Here is a 15,911-nt window from a genome sequence, read left to right as displayed (position 1 = left end):
GCCGCCTGAGGAGAAAGCATGTTGTGCCTTCTCCCTGACGCCGACGTGCGCAACGCAGACTCATTTTTCACCGAAGCAGAGCCTTTTCGTGCCTTGTCGCTGCTTCGTGTGGTTGGTAAAGTAGGCGGATTTATTTTTCGCCCCCAGCTTGCAGGATTATCCTTTAGTTATGTTTAAGAAATTTCGTGGCATGTTTTCCAACGACTTGTCCATCGACCTGGGTACCGCCAATACCCTGATTTATGTTAAAGGGCAGGGCATCATACTGAATGAACCCTCTGTGGTTGCGATTCGTCAGGATCGTGCGGGTTCTCAAAAGAGCGTGGCAGCAGTCGGCCATGACGCTAAGCAGATGCTAGGTAGAACGCCTGGGAATATCGTGGCGATTCGCCCGATGAAAGACGGTGTGATTGCCGATTTCCAGGTCACAGAAAAAATGTTGCAGCACTTCATCAAGCAAGTGCATAGCGACAGCTTTATGCGTCCAAGCCCGCGCGTGCTGGTATGTGTGCCGGTTGGCGCAACGCAGGTTGAGCGTCGTGCCATTCGCGAATCCGCGCTGGGTGCCGGTGCCCGTGAAGTGTTCCTGATCGAAGAGCCGATGGCGGCTGCGATTGGTGCTGGCATGCCAGTATCCGAAGCGACCGGTTCCATGGTTGTAGATATCGGTGGTGGTACTACCGAAGTTGCGGTGATCTCGCTTAACGGCGTGGTGTACTCCTCTTCTGTACGTATTGGTGGTGACCGCTTTGATGAAGCGATCATCAACTACGTTCGTCGTAACTATGGTTCACTGATTGGTGAAGCGACGGCAGAACGTATCAAGCATGAAATCGGCTCCGCTTATCCGGGCGATGAAGTGCTTGAGATTGAAGTGCGCGGCCGTAACCTTGCAGAAGGTGTACCGCGTGGGTTCACGCTGAACTCCAACGAAATTCTGGAAGCGCTGCAAGAGCCGTTGACGGGTATCGTCAGCGCAGTCATGGCGGCGTTGGAACAGTGTCCACCGGAACTGGCTTCCGATATTTCCGAGCGCGGTATGGTGTTAACCGGCGGCGGTGCGCTGCTGCGTAACCTGGATCGTTTGCTGATGGAAGAAACCGGTATTCCGGTTGTGGTGGCTGAAGATCCGCTGACCTGTGTTGCCCGTGGTGGTGGCAAGGCGCTGGAAATGATCGACATGCACGGTGGCGATTTGTTCAGCGAGGAGTAATCCTGTCTGGAAAAGGGGGGACCGGATGGATGAACGCCTGCGTTTTTCATCTCTCGTGGTTACCCCTTTTTTATTTGCCTGAGCAATGAAATTCGCCCTCTGGGGTGCCGCTTTGTGACGTTAAAAATCGCCAGGTGCGATTTGAGGTTGCTGTCGAGGAATACGCAAATTTTATGAAGCCGCTTTTTAGCAGGGGGCCTTCCCTGCAATTACGACTTTTTCTTGCTGTCGTTACCGCGATTGTCGTGATCGTTGCGGACAGTCGGCTCGGTTCGTTCGTCAAAATCAGAACGTACATGGACACCACCGTCAGTCCATTCTATTTTCTGGCGAATGGGCCTCGTCAAGTTCTGGACAATATGTCTGCCTCACTGGCAACCCGTGAGCAATTAGGCCTTGAAAATACCGCGCTGCGTCAGGAACTGTTGATGAAAAACAGTGACCTGTTACTGCTAGGCCAGTTCAAGCAGGAAAATGCGCGCTTACGTGAACTGCTCGGCTCGCCGCTGCGTCAGGATGAGCAGAAAATGGTGACGCAGGTGATGTCCGCGGGAACCGACCCTTACAGCGATCAGGTGGTGATTGATAAAGGTCAGGCGAACGGTGTGTATGAAGGGCAACCGGTCATCAGCGATAAAGGCGTGGTGGGTCAGGTTGTGGCGGTTGGTCAGTTTACCAGCCGGGTTTTGTTGATTTGTGATGTTTCCCACGCGTTGCCGATTCAGGTGCTACGCAATGATATCCGCGTGATTGCCGCCGGCAATGGCTGCGCCGACGATCTGCAACTCGAACACTTGCCTAACAATACCGACATCCGAGTGGGTGACGTACTGGTTACATCGGGTCTGGGCGGTCGTTTCCCCGAAGGGTATCCCGTTGGTGTCGTGTCATCGGTCAAGGCCGATACACAGCGAGCCTATACGATTATTCAGGCTCGCCCGACCGCCGGGCTACAGCGCCTGCGCTATCTGCTCTTACTGTGGGGCGTGGAAAACAACTCCAATACGGCACTGCCGCCAGCGGAAGTACATCGGGTTGCCAATGAGCGTCTGATGCAGATGATGCCGCAGGTTTTACCGTCGCCTGACGATATGGGGCCGCCGCTTCCTCCTGATACCGCTGTGCCCACCGCCGAGCCGCAGAGAGGCCGCCAATGAACCGTTATCGCAGGCATGGCAACTGGATTATCTGGCTTTCTTTTCTGATCGCCATGGTTTTGCAGATTATGCCGTGGCCGGATGAAATCTACATGTTTCGCCCTTCTTGGCTGACGCTGTTTCTCATTTACTGGGTGATGGCATTGCCACATCGGGTGAATGTCGGCACAGGATTTATATTAGGTCTGATTATGGACCTGATTCTTGGGTCTACACTGGGAGTACGGGCGCTGGCGCTGAGCATTGTTGCTTATCTGGTCGCCTTTAAATTCCAGCTATTCCGAAATATGGCGTTATGGCAGCAGGCATTAATTGTCATGCTATTGTCGCTAGTGATGGACCTCACGGTATTCTGGGCAGAATTTTTAGTTATTAATGTCTCTTTCCGACCAGAAACACTCTGGAATAGCGTCGTTGATGGCGTACTCTGGCCGTGGCTGTTCCTGCTGATGCGTAAAATTCGTCGTCAGTTTACTGTGCAATAAGGTGATTCATGACTCAGCTTTATCTGGCTTCCGCTTCTCCCCGCCGTCGCGAACTGCTCACGCAGCTCGATATTCCTTTTTCTGTACTGAATGTCGCGGTGGAAGAACAACGGTTACCGGAAGAAGCGGCGGAAGTTTATGTCCGACGTCTGGCACATGAGAAAGCGGCTGCGGGTGTCGTGGCGGCACCGTCTGATTTACCGGTTCTGGGTGCAGACACCATTGTGGTACTGAACGGTCAGGTATTGGAAAAACCACAGAATGAAGCGCATGCGGCAGAAATGCTGAGTCAGCTGTCCGGAAAACCACATCAGGTGATGACGGCCGTTGCGCTGGCAGATAAAGATGATGTCTTGAGCTGTCTGGTGACAACCGATGTCGTCTTTCGCCCGCTTTCGCAGCAGGATATCGAACGGTATATCGCCAGCGGCGAACCGATGGATAAAGCCGGGGCCTACGGTATTCAGGGCAAAGGTGGATGCTTTGTCCGGTCGCTTAATGGGAGCTATTACGCGGTGGTTGGGTTGCCGCTGGTAGAAACCCATGAGCTATTCAGTAATTTTGCTGCGTTGCGGAGTGCAAGAGGAAAACATGACTGCTGAGTTACTGGTAAACGTTACACCGTCAGAAACGCGCGTTGCCTATATCGATGGCGGTATTCTGCAAGAAATCCACATTGAGCGTGATGCGAAACGCGGCATTGTCGGTAACATTTATAAAGGCCGCGTGAGTCGCGTCCTGCCGGGCATGCAGGCGGCGTTTGTGGACATCGGTCTGGATAAAGCGGCATTCCTGCACGCGTCCGATATTATGCCGCACACCGAATGCGTTGCCGGTGACGAACAGAAGAATTTTCATGTCCGCGATATCGCCGAACTGGTTCGTCAGGGTCAGGATCTCATGGTGCAGGTGGTCAAAGATCCACTGGGAACCAAAGGCGCACGTCTGACGACCGATATCACGCTGCCATCGCGCTATCTGGTGTTTATGCCCGGGGCATCGCACGTCGGCGTGTCACAGCGGATTGAGAGCGAAGCGGAACGCGAGCGCTTAAAGAAAACGGTCGCAGAGTATTGTGATGATGACGGTGGTTTCATCATTCGTACCGCAGCGGAAGGCGTCGGTGAAGAAGAGCTTTCACAGGATGCAGCGTTCCTGAAGCGTCTGTGGGTCAAGGTGATGGAGCGTAAAAAGCGCAACCAGACCAAATGTAAGCTCTACGGTGAAGTGGCGCTTGCTCGGCGGATTTTGCGTGATTTTGCTGGCGCTGCGCTGGATCGCATTCGGATTGATTCCCGACTGACGTATGAAGCGCTACTGGAATTTACCGCCGAATACATTCCAGAGATGACCCGCAAACTCGAACACTACGCGGGTAAACAGCCGATTTTTGACCTGTTTGACGTGGAAAATGAAATCCAGCGTTCGCTGGACAGAAAGGTTGAACTGAAATCCGGCGGCTATTTGATCATCGATCAGACAGAAGCAATGACGACCGTCGACATCAACACAGGGGCATTCGTCGGCCACCGCAATCTGGATGAAACCATTTTCAATACCAACACGGAAGCGACGCAGGCGATTGCACGACAGCTGCGTCTGCGTAACCTCGGCGGTATCATCATTATCGACTTCATCGATATGAATAATGAAGATCACCGTCGGCGTGTGCTGCATTCTCTGGAGCAGGCGCTGAGTAAAGATCGGGTTAAAACCAGTATTAGCGGCTTCTCTCAACTAGGATTAGTGGAGATGACGCGCAAACGCACGCGTGAGAGTATCGAACACGTGCTGTGTCATGAATGCCCGACGTGTCATGGTCGTGGCACGGTGAAGACGGTAGAAAGCGTCTGCTATGAAATCATGCGTGAAATCGTGCGTGTCCACCACGCTTATGACACCGATCGTTTCCTGGTCTATGCCTCACCGGCAGTCGGGGAAGCGCTGAGAAGTGAAGAATCGCACGCGTTAGCTGAGGTCGAAATTTTCGTCGGCAAACAGGTCAAAGTACAAATCGAACCCCTGTATAGCCAGGAGCAGTTTGACGTCGTCATGATGTAAATTCGTGCGCTCGTCGTCGGCGACGAAAGAAGGAGAAATTAGTGAGGCGACTGCCCGGAATACTCATCATCACGGGTGCCACTCTTGTCGTGATGGTAGCGCTGTTAGTCAGCGGCTTAAGACTGGTGCTGCCACAGCTCGATCACTTCCGGCCACAGCTGGTGGCCTGGGCGCAGTCTGCTGCCGGTGTTCCGTTAGAAATCGGCTCGATGACGGGACGCTGGGAGTCCTTTGGCCCCACGCTGGAAATTGAAAAGCTTCGCACGTCCCTGCCGGAATCGGACTGGCAGGTTGACCGCATTACGCTGGCGCTGGATGTGTGGCAGTCGCTGCTGCACGGGCGCTGGCAGTTTCGCGATCTCACGTTTCACCAGCTAAAACTGGATATTAATAGCCAATTTACCGGGCAGCAGCAGGATAGCAAACTGATGGAGTCAGGGAAGGTCAGCGATCTTTTCCTGCGCCAGTTTGACCACTTTGACCTGCGTGATAGCCAGATTACCTTTCTTACCCCTGCCGGTTCCCGTGCGGAACTGAGCATTCCTCAACTGACCTGGCTGAATTCCGAGAAGCGTCACCGGGCGGAAGGCTTAATCAGCCTGTCGAGTTTTAATGGTCAGCACGGCGTCGTGCAGATGCGTATGGACTTGCACGACGATCAGGGACTGCTCAGCAACGGCACGTTCTACTTGCAGGCTGACAATATCGATATGAAGCCCTGGCTCAGCCGCTGGATGAAAAACACGACTGGGCTGGAAAGTGCCGATTTTAGTCTGGCAGCCTGGTTGAACGTCCGTGACGGCGACATCCACAGCGGTGATGTATTCCTCAATCACGGAACGGCAGGCTGGGGTGAAGGCAGCGATGCGCATCGCCTGAATGTGGATGACATGACGCTGCACATTGGCCGTCAGGAAAATGGCTGGCAGGTGGATGTGCCTGAATTGAATGTGGCAACGGATGGCATCGCCTGGCCGAAAGGCCGGCTCTCCGCGCTCTGGCTGCCAAAGAATGAACACATGTTAGGGCCCGATCGGCAGGAAGCGCTGCGCGTTCGAGCCAGCAACGTGGCATTGGAGCGAGTAAGCACGCTGCTTCCACTGCTGTCAGGGACGACGCCAGAATTGAAAGCGCGCTGGGATGACCTGCAACCGACGGGCACCTTGAATACCGTTGCCGTCGATATCCCGCTGCAACAGCCGGAGCGAAGCCGCTTTCAGGCCAACTGGCAGGATGTGAGCTGGAAGCAGTGGAAATTGCTGCCGGGGGTCGATCATTTCTCTGGTTCTGCTCGTGGCAGTGCCGAACGTGGTCAGGTCAGCATCGCGTTAAAGCAGAGCACGTTGCCCTATGTTGATATGTTCCGCGCGCCGCTGGAAATCAAACAGGCCAGCGGCACGATTGACTGGCGTAATGATGCACAGGGTCTGGCGCTCTGGAGCCACGGGCTGGACGTGCAGGCCAAATCGCTATGGGCTAACGGCGATTTCCGCTATGAACAGCCCGCCAAGCAGGAACCGAAGCTGGATATTCTGGCAGGCATTCGGCTGACCGATGCGGCAGATGCCTGGCGCTATTATCCTGAACTGTTTATGGGCACCGAGCTGGTGGACTATCTGAGCGGTGCGCTGAAAGGCGGCCGTGTCGATAACGCCACGCTGATCTTTGCTGGCAATCCGCAGCATTTCCCGTATACGCATAACGAAGGCCAGTTTGAAGTCTGGGTGCCGGTTAAAGAGGCCACCTTCGAATTTCAGCCGGGCTGGCCTGCGCTGACGCCGCTGGATATCAATCTGGATTTTGCCAACAACGGCCTGTGGATGTTTGCACCGCAAGTCTGGCTGGGCAAGGTGGAAGGCAAAAACATTAGCGCGGTCATTCCCGATTATGAAAAAGAGATGCTGCTGGTCGATGGCGAACTGGACGGTCCGGGGCCTGAAGTGGGGAACTATTTTCATCAGACGCCGCTGAAATCCTCGCTGGGTACGGCATTGGATGAGCTAAAAATTGGTGGGCCGGTGAAAGGCACACTGCATCTGGATATCCCGCTTGCCGGTGACGACGTCCGCGCCAGTGGTGATATCGCACTGAACAATAACAGCCTCTACATCAAGCCGCTGGATACCACGATTAAGAATCTGACCGGTAAGTTCCGCTATGAAAACGGCAACTTACGCAGTGACACGCTTCAGGCGAACTGGATGAACCAGCCGATGGCGGTCAATTTCACGACGGAAGAGCAAGCGAAGGCTTTTCTGGTGAATGTTGGCTTGCAGGGAGACTGGCAGCCTGCGCTCTTGCCCGGTTTACCGGCATCGGCAAGCAAAGCCCTGTCCGGCACGGCTGGCTGGAAAAGTACGGTAGCCGTCAACCTGCCGCATTCCGGTAAAACAACGTATGCTGTTGATGTACAGGCTGATTTAAATAAAGTAAGTAGTCACTTACCTAACCCGCTAAGTAAACCCGCTGGCGAGAGCCTGCCGCTGGAGGTAAAAGCCAGCGGTGACCTGAATGGTTTCGCGATGCAGGGACGGTTGGGCAAAGATAACCACTTCAATAGCCAATGGCTGCTGAAAGGCGACACGGTGACGCTGGCGCGGGCAAGCTGGCAGAACGGGGCAACGGTGGCGCCTGCATTGCCAGAGGATTCCTCGCTGGTGCTCGATCTTCCGCCACTGGATGCTGAAAGCTGGCTGGGGCTTCTGCCTTCGCTGCGTGCTTCGGCACCGGTGGAAGGGAAAAAAGCGCACAGTACGCTTCGTTTTCCAGAAGCTGTGACGCTGCGGACGCCTGAGCTGCAACTGCTGGGGCAGCAGTGGCACGATCTGGAAATCACGCGTAAAAATACGCTTGCTGGCAGTGAAGTGCAGGCAAAAGGACGCGAAATTGACGGAACGGTTGAGATACCCAATCGTGGCATGTGGCGCAGCGACATCAATTATCTCTACTACAATCCTCAGTGGAAAGGGAATGAAGCGACCAACCCAGTGGCATTAGCAGAGAAAAAATCACCGCTGAATGACCCGAGCATCAGCTTTGAAGACTGGCCGTCGCTGGCGGTTAACTGTCGCCAGTGCTGGATTATCGGGCAGAATATGGGTCGTATTCAGGGAACGCTGCTGCCAGAAAAGGAAAAATTAACGCTGGCAGACGGTATGATTGATACGGGCAAAGCCCGTCTGACGGTAAACGGTTCCTGGCAGGAAAACGCGGAAGGCGTGCGGACGGCGTTAAAAGGCCGGCTGACAGGTGATAGCTTGGAGCAGAATGCTAACTGGTTTGGCGTTGATTCACCGCTGAAAGCCGGTTCTTTCGATGTGGACTACGATCTGTACTGGCGTGGTACGCCTTGGGCGCCGGATATTGCCAGCCTGAGCGGAATATTGCACACGCGCATTGGTAAAGGTGAAATTGCCGAGGTCGACGCGGGTCAGGCTGGTCAATTGCTGCGTTTATTGAGCTTTGATGCGTTGATGCGTAAGCTGCGGTTCGATTTTAGTGATACGTTTGGCCGTGGATTTTACTTCGACTCGATTCGCAACACGGCATGGATTAAAGACGGCGTGTTGCATACTGATGATATGTTGGTCGACGGGCTGGAGGCCGATATCGCGATAAAAGGCGATCTCGACCTCGCTAAGCGACAGGTCAATATGGAAGCGGTTATCGCCCCAGAAATTTCCGCGACGGTGGGGGTGGCGACCGCATTTGCCGTTAACCCGGTTGTCGGGGCCGCGGTGTTTGCTGCCAGTAAAGTGCTGGCACCGCTATGGAACAAGATTTCGCTGATTCGCTACCAGATTTCCGGTAGCCTCGATCAGCCAAAGATTCAGGAAGTGCTGCGTGAGCCGAACAAGAAGAAAGGCGAATAATGCCGTTGGGGCAGCGCAGCGTACTCAGCCGATTATCTGATAAAGAGTGAAAAACTATGAGCCTTTCGTTTGTCAGTGAGCAGTTACTCACCGCCAATAAATTGAATCTTGACGATCTCGCCGCAGTGCTGGGGTCGCTTAATGAGCGTCGACTGGACTATGCCGATCTCTATTTCCAGTCCAGCTACCATGAGTCCTGGGTACTGGAAGATCGCATCATTAAAGACGGTTCTTACAATATCGATCAGGGCGTGGGTATCCGTGCGATTGACGGTGAAAAGACCGGGTTTGCTTATGCCGATCAGATCACGCTGAACGCATTGCACCAGAGCGCACAGGCTGCACGCAGCATTGTGCGGGAACAGGGCACAGGGACTGCGCACACGTTGGGAGCGGTATCGCATCATGCGCTTTATCCAACGTTGAACCCGCTGGATAGCCTGACGCGTGAGGACAAAATTGCGCTGTTGCAGCGTGCCGACACGGTTGCACGTGCCGCAGATGCGCGCGTACAGGAAGTGTCTGCCAGTCTGACCGGCGTGTATGAGCTGGTGCTGGTAGCGGCAACAGACGGTACGCTGGCGGCGGATGTGCGCCCATTGGTTCGTCTGTCGATCAGCGTGCTGGTTGAATCTGAGGGCAAACGTGAACGTGGTTCCAGCGGCGGCGGCATGCGTGGCGGCTATGACTATTTCTGGGAAGTGGCTGACGGCGAAGCGCGCATCGACGCCTGGGCGAAAGAAGCCGTGCGGATGGCGCTGGTTAACCTGTCGGCGGTGGCTGCACCTGCTGGGCCGATGCCTGTGGTGTTGGGAGCTGGTTGGCCGGGCGTACTGCTGCATGAAGCGGTTGGTCATGGTCTGGAAGGTGATTTTAACCGTCGCGGTACATCAGTATTCAGCGGGCAGATGGGGAAACTCGTTGCGTCAGAGCTGTGTACGGTGGTGGATGACGGCACGCTGACCGGACGTCGCGGCTCGCTCTCGATGGACGATGAAGGCGTTCCGGGGCAATACAATGTCCTGATTGAAAACGGTATTCTGAAAGGCTACATGCAGGACAAGATGAATGCTCGTCTGATGGGGGTTGCGCCAACGGGCAACGGTCGCCGCGAATCTTATGCGCATCTGCCGATGCCGCGTATGACGAACACCTATATGCTGGCCGGGAAATCCACGCCTGAAGAGATCATCTCCAGCGTCGAATATGGCCTGTATGCGCCAAACTTTGGCGGCGGTCAGGTCGATATCACCTCTGGCAAGTTCGTCTTCTCGACATCCGAAGCATACCTGATCGAAAAAGGTCGAATCACCACGCCAGTCAAAGGTGCAACGTTGATTGGCTCCGGCATTGAAGCGATGCAGCAGATCTCGATGGTCGGCAACGATCTGGCGCTGGATAACGGCGTCGGCGTGTGCGGCAAAGAAGGGCAAAGTCTGCCTGTCGGCGTGGGTCAGCCTACGTTGAAGCTGGAAAGCCTAACCGTCGGCGGCACCGCGTAATTCGTGCTGATATCCTGAGTTCCCTTTAAGACCGCGCTTTATGAGCGCGGTTTTTTCTGGGATTGTTATGTAGCGGAGCAAAAAATCAGGACACCGCGGCAATAATCGATTTGAGCTGCTTGATGTGTATTTCATCCCGCTGTACCAAAACGTCTTCCTTAATCTTGAGAACAATGCCTTTTAACAGATCTGTTGTGCTGGAGATATTTGTCGCGGTTTTTAGTGCATCAATATCTGCCGAGACATGCCTGCCTTTAAGTGAAAGACGTTTCTCGGATTTTCCTTTTGCCAAATCACTTTGTAGAAAACGTGGAATATCTTTTGCCGCTGCGTGGTCAGCCGCCAGTGTGTGCAGATAATATTTCATCAGCGTGGGAATAAAATCAGGCTCCCCACCTAATTCGCAACTTGCCAGATTCAGGATGTCTATCATGTGCGCGGGCACTCGACTTTCCAGCGCTTTACGCTGCACATCCAGTGCTTTCTTAATCATGGGGGTAGACTGATGAGGGATGATGGCAACATTTCCGCAGCGTTCGCAAACGCCAACCAAAACTTGTCTCACCACGCCGCTGTTATCGCTGAACGGGACGTCTTTAAGCTGAAACGTCGCGGTTTCAAGTGACTGGCATGTGTTACAGAGAGCGGCCTGTGTATCGCCGACTTTGAAAATTTTCATGTCATCGCCTCAATGGTGGACGCTAATAAAGACACAATCCGGCTCGGTAAAATACCATTTGATATACCACGGTATTCCCCGATGGCGGCAACGGATGATATGAACATCAATATGCGCTGCAAAATGATGGGGTGAAGAGGAGTAGGATGGCCCGGCAGATTGATAAATAATATCAATGAGTTCTGTTATTGATGTTTGTCCGGTTACCAGAAAATTCTTCGTGCTGATATTCCCTCTGGCTTCATGCAGCACATTACCTGACTGCAAACAGACAATAAGCTGCTTTTTGGCATCCTTGAATCCCATCCCTTCACCTATATTGTACGAATTTATTCGTACGTTATCCATGTGATTTTACTTTCCTGAACGAAAGAAGAGATATAGCGCAAGGATGGTGGGATCGGGATGTGTTTTGTATGAAAGAGGGAAACGCCTCGCATTTTCCTCTTTGCAAAACCTACTTTTTTTCCTCGCTATGATTCTGCCGATAGCCCTGATACGTCAGGGCGACGTTTTTGAAGTATTCCGTCATGTAGTTAATGCAGACTTGTACTTTCAGCGGCAGGTTGTCTTTGCGGGTGTAGAGCGCGTAGACCGGGCGCGGGTCGGAGTGGTAGCGGTTGAACAGAATCTCGATTTCGCCGCGATTGATTTCGTCCACAACCCACATAAGCGGAATGTACGCGATGCCCGCACCCGTCTTGAGCCAGCGCACCAGCGTTTGTGGGTCGTTAGTGACAAAGCGCCCTTGTGGTGTGACGCGGGTCGAAATGCCTTCCGGGGCGATCAGCTCGAATTCGCTGTCGGGACGTACGCTGTATTCCAACCAGGAAAAATTCACCATATCTGCCGGTTTATCCGGCGTGCCGTGCTGTGCCAGATAGCTTTTTGCGGCACAGACCACCATCGGCATCGAGCCTAATCGTTTCGAGAACAGGCTGGAATCCTGTAGTGCACCGACGCGGATAACGATATCCAGCCCGTCTGCAATCAGATCGGGAGCGGGAATCCCGGTGACCAGGTTGACGGATAAACCAGGATATTCCTTCAGCATCGCGGCAGTCATGGTGGACAACACATTCTGCGCCATAGTGGAAGAACTGCCGATGCGCAGCGTGCCGATCGGCGTGTTGTTGAAGGCGTAAAGCTGCTCATGGACCTCATGCGCCTCATGCAGCATGCGGCGACAGCCGTGGTAATAGATTTTCCCCGCTTCCGTCAAACCAATGCTGCGCGTACTGCGATTAAGCAGCTTAATCTGTAGCTCATCTTCAAGCTTGGTAACGGTCTGGCTGACGGCGGATACGCTCATCTGCAACTGACGGGCCGCGGCGGTAAAAGAACCAAATTCCACCACGCGGGCAAACACCGACATACTCTTTAGTCTTTCCATTATTCACTCTGGCTTAAAAGTGATTTAGATCACGCTATGTAGATAAGGTGATAATAAGCATCCATAATATAGCCTATCCGGTGGTTCTGGGCAGAACAGAGCCATTCAATGATTGTGTTTATTTACCCAATTAGAGTAATACGCTGATTTCCCATCGTTAGTCAGCCCCTGCTGACATCGCTATTCATCAGTTTAACGCTATCCCATCCGTTGGCTACCCGCCTGCGGGATGAGGCTTTGTTGTCGGTGCTGAAAGGCCGTGCCAGACGACATAATTTACCACCCGGTAGCGCACCTGCTCGTTACCGCTCTCTAATAGAAAAAGGAAAAGAGGATGAGTTCACTCCCGGTTATGGTGCTGTTTGGGCTGTCATTTCCCCCGGTATTTTTTGTCTTGCTGGTATCGCTGACCCTGTTTTTTGTCGTGAACCGCCTGCTGCAACCGACGGGTATCTATGACTTCGTCTGGCATCCTGCGCTGTTTAATAGTGCGCTGTTCTGCTGTCTGTTTTATTTATTGTTCCGTTACGGTCTGTGAGGTGTCTGTGAAAGCTTTCTTTTTACCCTTGTTTAGACAGCAGGCCGTGCTGATCAAAAAACTGAGCCGCGTGGTCATCACACTGGTGATTGTGCTGTGTGCCATTGTGGCGATTTTTCGTGTTTGGGCGTTCTATACCGAATCACCCTGGACGCGCGATGCCAAATTTACGGCGGATGTCGTGGCGATTGCGCCGGACGTCAGCGGGTTATTGAGCGATGTTCGCGTTACGGATAATCAGCTGGTGAACAAAGGGGACGTGCTGTTTGTCATCGACCAGCCGCGCTACCATCAGGCCGTGGCGCAGGCGGAAGCGGATGTTGCCTATTATCAGGCGCTGGCGACGGAAAAACGTCGGGAATCAGGACGCCGGGCGCGACTGGGCATTAGTGCGATGTCACAGGAAAATATCGATCAGTCCAGTAACGCATTGGAAACTGCCACGCACCAGCTTGCTAAAGCGCAGGCGGTATTGTCATTGGCGCAACTGGAGCTGGAACGCACCGTGGTACGTGCCCCTGCCGACGGCTGGGTGACCAACCTGCATGTGCAAAGCGGTGAGTTCATTGAGCGCGGTAACACGGCGGTGGCGCTGGTGAAGAAGGATTCGTTCTACCTGCTGGCGTACATGGAAGAAACCAAGCTTGAAGGCGTGCGTCGTGGCTACCGGGTGGAGATTACGCCGCTGGGTAGCGAAAAGATATTTTATGGCACGGTCGATAGCGTGGCGGCTGGGGTGAATAACAACAGTAACAGCGCGAACAGTAAAGGCCTGGCCAACGTGGATTCCAATCTGGAATGGGTGCGTCTGGCGCAGCGTGTGCCGGTAAAAATTCGCCTCGATCGCCAAATGGGCGACCTCTACCCGGCTGGCACCACGGCCACCGTAGTGATCACCGGTGAGCAGGTCAACAATGATAAAGAGCCGTCGCCGCTTATCCGTCTCCTTTATCGCCTGCGTGAGTTCGGCTAAGTGAGGCGATGATGAAAACTCCGTCGCTAACAGGCTCTATGTTTTTTACGACGCCAAAGTTTGCGCGCCTTCGCTTCGCTTTCAAACTGAGCTTCGCGATTGTGCTGTCCCTGTTTCTGGGCTTCCATCTCCAGTTGGAAACGCCGCGCTGGTCGGTGCTGACGGCGGCGATCGTCGCTGCTGGCCCTGCATTCGCCGCAGGCGGTGAGCCATTTTCTGGCGCCATTCGCCATCGTGGCATGCTACGTGTTGTCGGCACCTTTATCGGTTGTATCGGCGCACTTGTCATCATTATCGCTACCGTTCGCGCACCGGTTGTGATGTTGATGCTGTGCTGCATTTGGGCTGGCCTCTGCACTTGGGTTTCCTCGCTGGTTAAAGTCGAAAACGCCTATGTGTTTGGGCTGGCGGGCTATACCGCGCTGATTATTATTGTGTCGACGCAGGGGACACCGCTGCTGACGCCGCAGTTTGCCGTGGAACGCTGTAGCGAGATTGTGTTGGGCATTGTCTGTGCGATTCTGGCGGATTTGCTGTTCTCACCGCGCTCGATCAAGCAGGATGTTGACCGCAGTATCGGCGAACTATTGGTGGATCAGTATCGGTTACTGCAACTCTGCATGAGCGGGGCGGAGAAAGACGCAATAGACAAGGCATGGCACGCGCTGGTACGCAAAACAACCGCGCTGAACGGCATGCACAGCAGCCTGATGCTGGAGTCCTCGCGCTGGCAGAACAGCAATCGCCGCTTAACGTCGCTGCATACGCAATCGCTCACGATGATTACACAGGCGTGTGAAACCTACCTGATTTTGCAGGACGCCCCGACTCCCGTAAAAAGCAGCCTGAAACAAGTGTTGGATCAGCCTGTTGAGTCGTTTCGCGATGTGCATTGCCGTGTGAAAGCATTGCGCCACCTGATTGCGGCGGACAGCCGTGACGTGCCGCCGATGCTGATCAGTTGGGTCGGCGCGGCGACGCGCTACCTGCTGTTGGCGAAGGGCGTGCAGACCAACGGGCGTATCAATACGATTGAAGCTGATGTGCTGAACAGCGAGGTGGAAATTAAAGTGCCATCAGCTGAAACGCATCACGCCATGATTAATGGCTTACGCACTGGCGTGGCAACGGCGCTGGGCTGTCTGTTCTGGCTGAGCACTGGCTGGACCTCTGGCAGCGTGTGTATGGTGATGATTGCGGTGGTGACGTCGCTTGCCATGCGGTTGCCGAACCCGCAGATGATGGCGAAGGATTTTCTTTTCGGGACGATCTACGCGCTGCCGCTGGGTGCGGTGATGTTCATGTTTATCATGCCGTCAACGCAGCAAAGTATGCTGCTGCTGTGCCTGAGTCTGGGGGCAATGGCTTTCTTTCTTGGGCTTGAAGTACAAAAACGTCGACTCGGCTCACTGGGTGCCTTGGCCAGTACGATCAATATTCTGGTGTTGGATAACCCGATGACGTTCAACGTCAGTCAGTTTCTGGACAGCGCGATCGGCCAGATCATCGGCTGTTTTCTGGCGTTGATGGTGATCCTGTTGATCCGGGATAACACCAAGGCACACACGGGGAGAACGCTGCTGAACCGCTTTGTGTATGGCGCGGTCTCGGCGCTGACGACCAACACGGCGCGGCGTAAGGAAAACCACCTGCCAGCGCTGTATCAACAGCTGTTTCTGCTGCTGAGCCGCTTCCCTGACGATATTGCCAAGTATCGCCTCGCACTGTGGCTAATCATCATGCACCAGCGCCTGAGAACGCTGGATATTCCACAAAATGCGGCGCTGTCTGCCTTTCATCGCCAGATTCGTGCAACGGCGGAGCAGGTGATTTCGGCCCGACGCGATAGCACGCGCAGCCGCTATTTCACGCAGCTGTTGGACGAGCTTGAACGCTATCAGCAGATGCTGACAGAACAGCAGCTACCGCCGAGCGTAACAGCGCCTGTCGGGCGATTGACCGGGATCCTGCGTGATTATCAGCATGCGCTGAGCAACTAATCTCAGTGGGCGAGGTGAAGCGGTAACTCTGACGATTA

General features: G+C 54.1%; 14 protein-coding genes. 11 read left to right on the top strand and 3 right to left on the bottom strand.

Features of this window, described 5'->3' with window-relative positions; genetic code table 11:
• Positions 1–18: 18 nt before the first annotated feature.
• The 8 genes from LOZ86_RS20580 to tldD all read left to right on the top strand — a co-directional run bounded on the left by LOZ86_RS20580 (position 19) and on the right by tldD (position 10,290).
• A complete protein-coding gene (locus LOZ86_RS20580) occupies positions 19–177 on the top strand; it encodes a hypothetical protein (protein WP_156890158.1) in 159 nt (52 codons plus the stop codon).
• Positions 170–1,213 carry a rod shape-determining protein MreB gene (mreB, locus tag LOZ86_RS20575; RefSeq protein WP_010300322.1) on the top strand — a complete coding sequence of 348 codons (1,044 nt, stop codon included), beginning with the start codon at positions 170–172 and terminating at the stop codon, positions 1,211–1,213. Before LOZ86_RS20580 ends, mreB begins: the two co-directional genes overlap by 8 nt.
• A gap of 173 nt (positions 1,214–1,386) precedes the next feature.
• The gene (mreC, locus tag LOZ86_RS20570) at positions 1,387–2,370 is read left to right on the top strand and encodes a rod shape-determining protein MreC (RefSeq protein WP_039482369.1); all 984 of its coding nucleotides are present in this window, start codon (positions 1,387–1,389) and stop codon (positions 2,368–2,370) included.
• Complete coding sequence (mreD, locus tag LOZ86_RS20565; protein ID WP_039482366.1) at positions 2,367–2,855, top strand: rod shape-determining protein MreD; 489 nt, start codon at positions 2,367–2,369, stop codon at positions 2,853–2,855. The genes mreC and mreD overlap by 4 nt, the downstream gene beginning before the upstream one ends.
• An 8-nt stretch (positions 2,856–2,863) precedes the next feature.
• Positions 2,864–3,457, top strand: a complete 594-nt coding sequence (locus LOZ86_RS20560) for a Maf family protein (protein WP_039482362.1) — start codon at positions 2,864–2,866, stop codon at positions 3,455–3,457.
• Positions 3,447–4,916, top strand: coding sequence for a ribonuclease G (rng, locus tag LOZ86_RS20555; RefSeq protein WP_039482359.1), 1,470 nt, complete (start codon positions 3,447–3,449; stop codon positions 4,914–4,916). The genes LOZ86_RS20560 and rng overlap by 11 nt, the downstream gene beginning before the upstream one ends.
• A 41-nt stretch (positions 4,917–4,957) precedes the next feature.
• Positions 4,958–8,788 (top strand): AsmA2 domain-containing protein YhdP, encoded by a 3,831-nt coding sequence (gene yhdP / locus LOZ86_RS20550; protein WP_039482356.1) that lies wholly within the window; start codon positions 4,958–4,960, stop codon positions 8,786–8,788.
• 56 nt (positions 8,789–8,844) lie between these two features.
• Entirely contained in the window at positions 8,845–10,290 is a 1,446-nt protein-coding gene (gene tldD, locus LOZ86_RS20545) for a metalloprotease TldD (RefSeq protein WP_039482353.1), read from the top strand.
• Positions 10,291–10,375: 85 nt separating this feature from the next.
• On the opposite strand, the gene LOZ86_RS20540 is transcribed toward tldD, so the two are convergent.
• The 3 genes from LOZ86_RS20540 to aaeR all read right to left on the bottom strand — a co-directional run bounded on the left by LOZ86_RS20540 (position 10,376) and on the right by aaeR (position 12,362).
• Positions 10,376–10,969: a hypothetical protein gene (locus LOZ86_RS20540; RefSeq protein WP_039482350.1), complete on the bottom strand. Its 594-nt coding sequence runs from the start codon at positions 10,967–10,969 to the stop codon at positions 10,376–10,378.
• A gap of 9 nt (positions 10,970–10,978) precedes the next feature.
• Positions 10,979–11,317, bottom strand: a complete 339-nt coding sequence (locus LOZ86_RS20535) for a hypothetical protein (protein ID WP_080728041.1) — start codon at positions 11,315–11,317, stop codon at positions 10,979–10,981.
• 109 nt (positions 11,318–11,426) lie between these two features.
• A complete protein-coding gene (gene aaeR / locus LOZ86_RS20530; protein ID WP_039482347.1) occupies positions 11,427–12,362 on the bottom strand; it encodes an HTH-type transcriptional activator AaeR in 936 nt (311 codons plus the stop codon).
• A gap of 334 nt (positions 12,363–12,696) precedes the next feature.
• Between aaeR and aaeX the strand changes: the two genes are divergently transcribed.
• Genes aaeX through aaeB form a run of 3 tightly spaced genes read left to right on the top strand, consistent with a single transcriptional unit; the run spans position 12,697 to position 15,873 of the window.
• Positions 12,697–12,900, top strand: coding sequence for a p-hydroxybenzoic acid efflux pump operon protein AaeX (gene aaeX, locus LOZ86_RS20525; protein WP_005975424.1), 204 nt, complete (start codon positions 12,697–12,699; stop codon positions 12,898–12,900).
• 7 nt (positions 12,901–12,907) lie between these two features.
• Positions 12,908–13,873 carry a p-hydroxybenzoic acid efflux pump subunit AaeA gene (gene aaeA / locus LOZ86_RS20520; RefSeq protein ID WP_039482345.1) on the top strand — a complete coding sequence of 322 codons (966 nt, stop codon included), beginning with the start codon at positions 12,908–12,910 and terminating at the stop codon, positions 13,871–13,873.
• A gap of 11 nt (positions 13,874–13,884) precedes the next feature.
• Entirely contained in the window at positions 13,885–15,873 is a 1,989-nt protein-coding gene (aaeB, locus tag LOZ86_RS20515; protein WP_039482342.1) for a p-hydroxybenzoic acid efflux pump subunit AaeB, read from the top strand.
• Positions 15,874–15,911 lie beyond the last annotated feature (38 nt).

It is taken from the genome of Pectobacterium parvum (assembly GCF_020971565.1).
Lineage (GTDB): Bacteria > Pseudomonadota > Gammaproteobacteria > Enterobacterales > Enterobacteriaceae > Pectobacterium > Pectobacterium polare.
The sequence above is the reverse complement of the archived record's forward strand: the minus strand, read 5'-3'. Positions and strand labels throughout refer to the sequence as shown.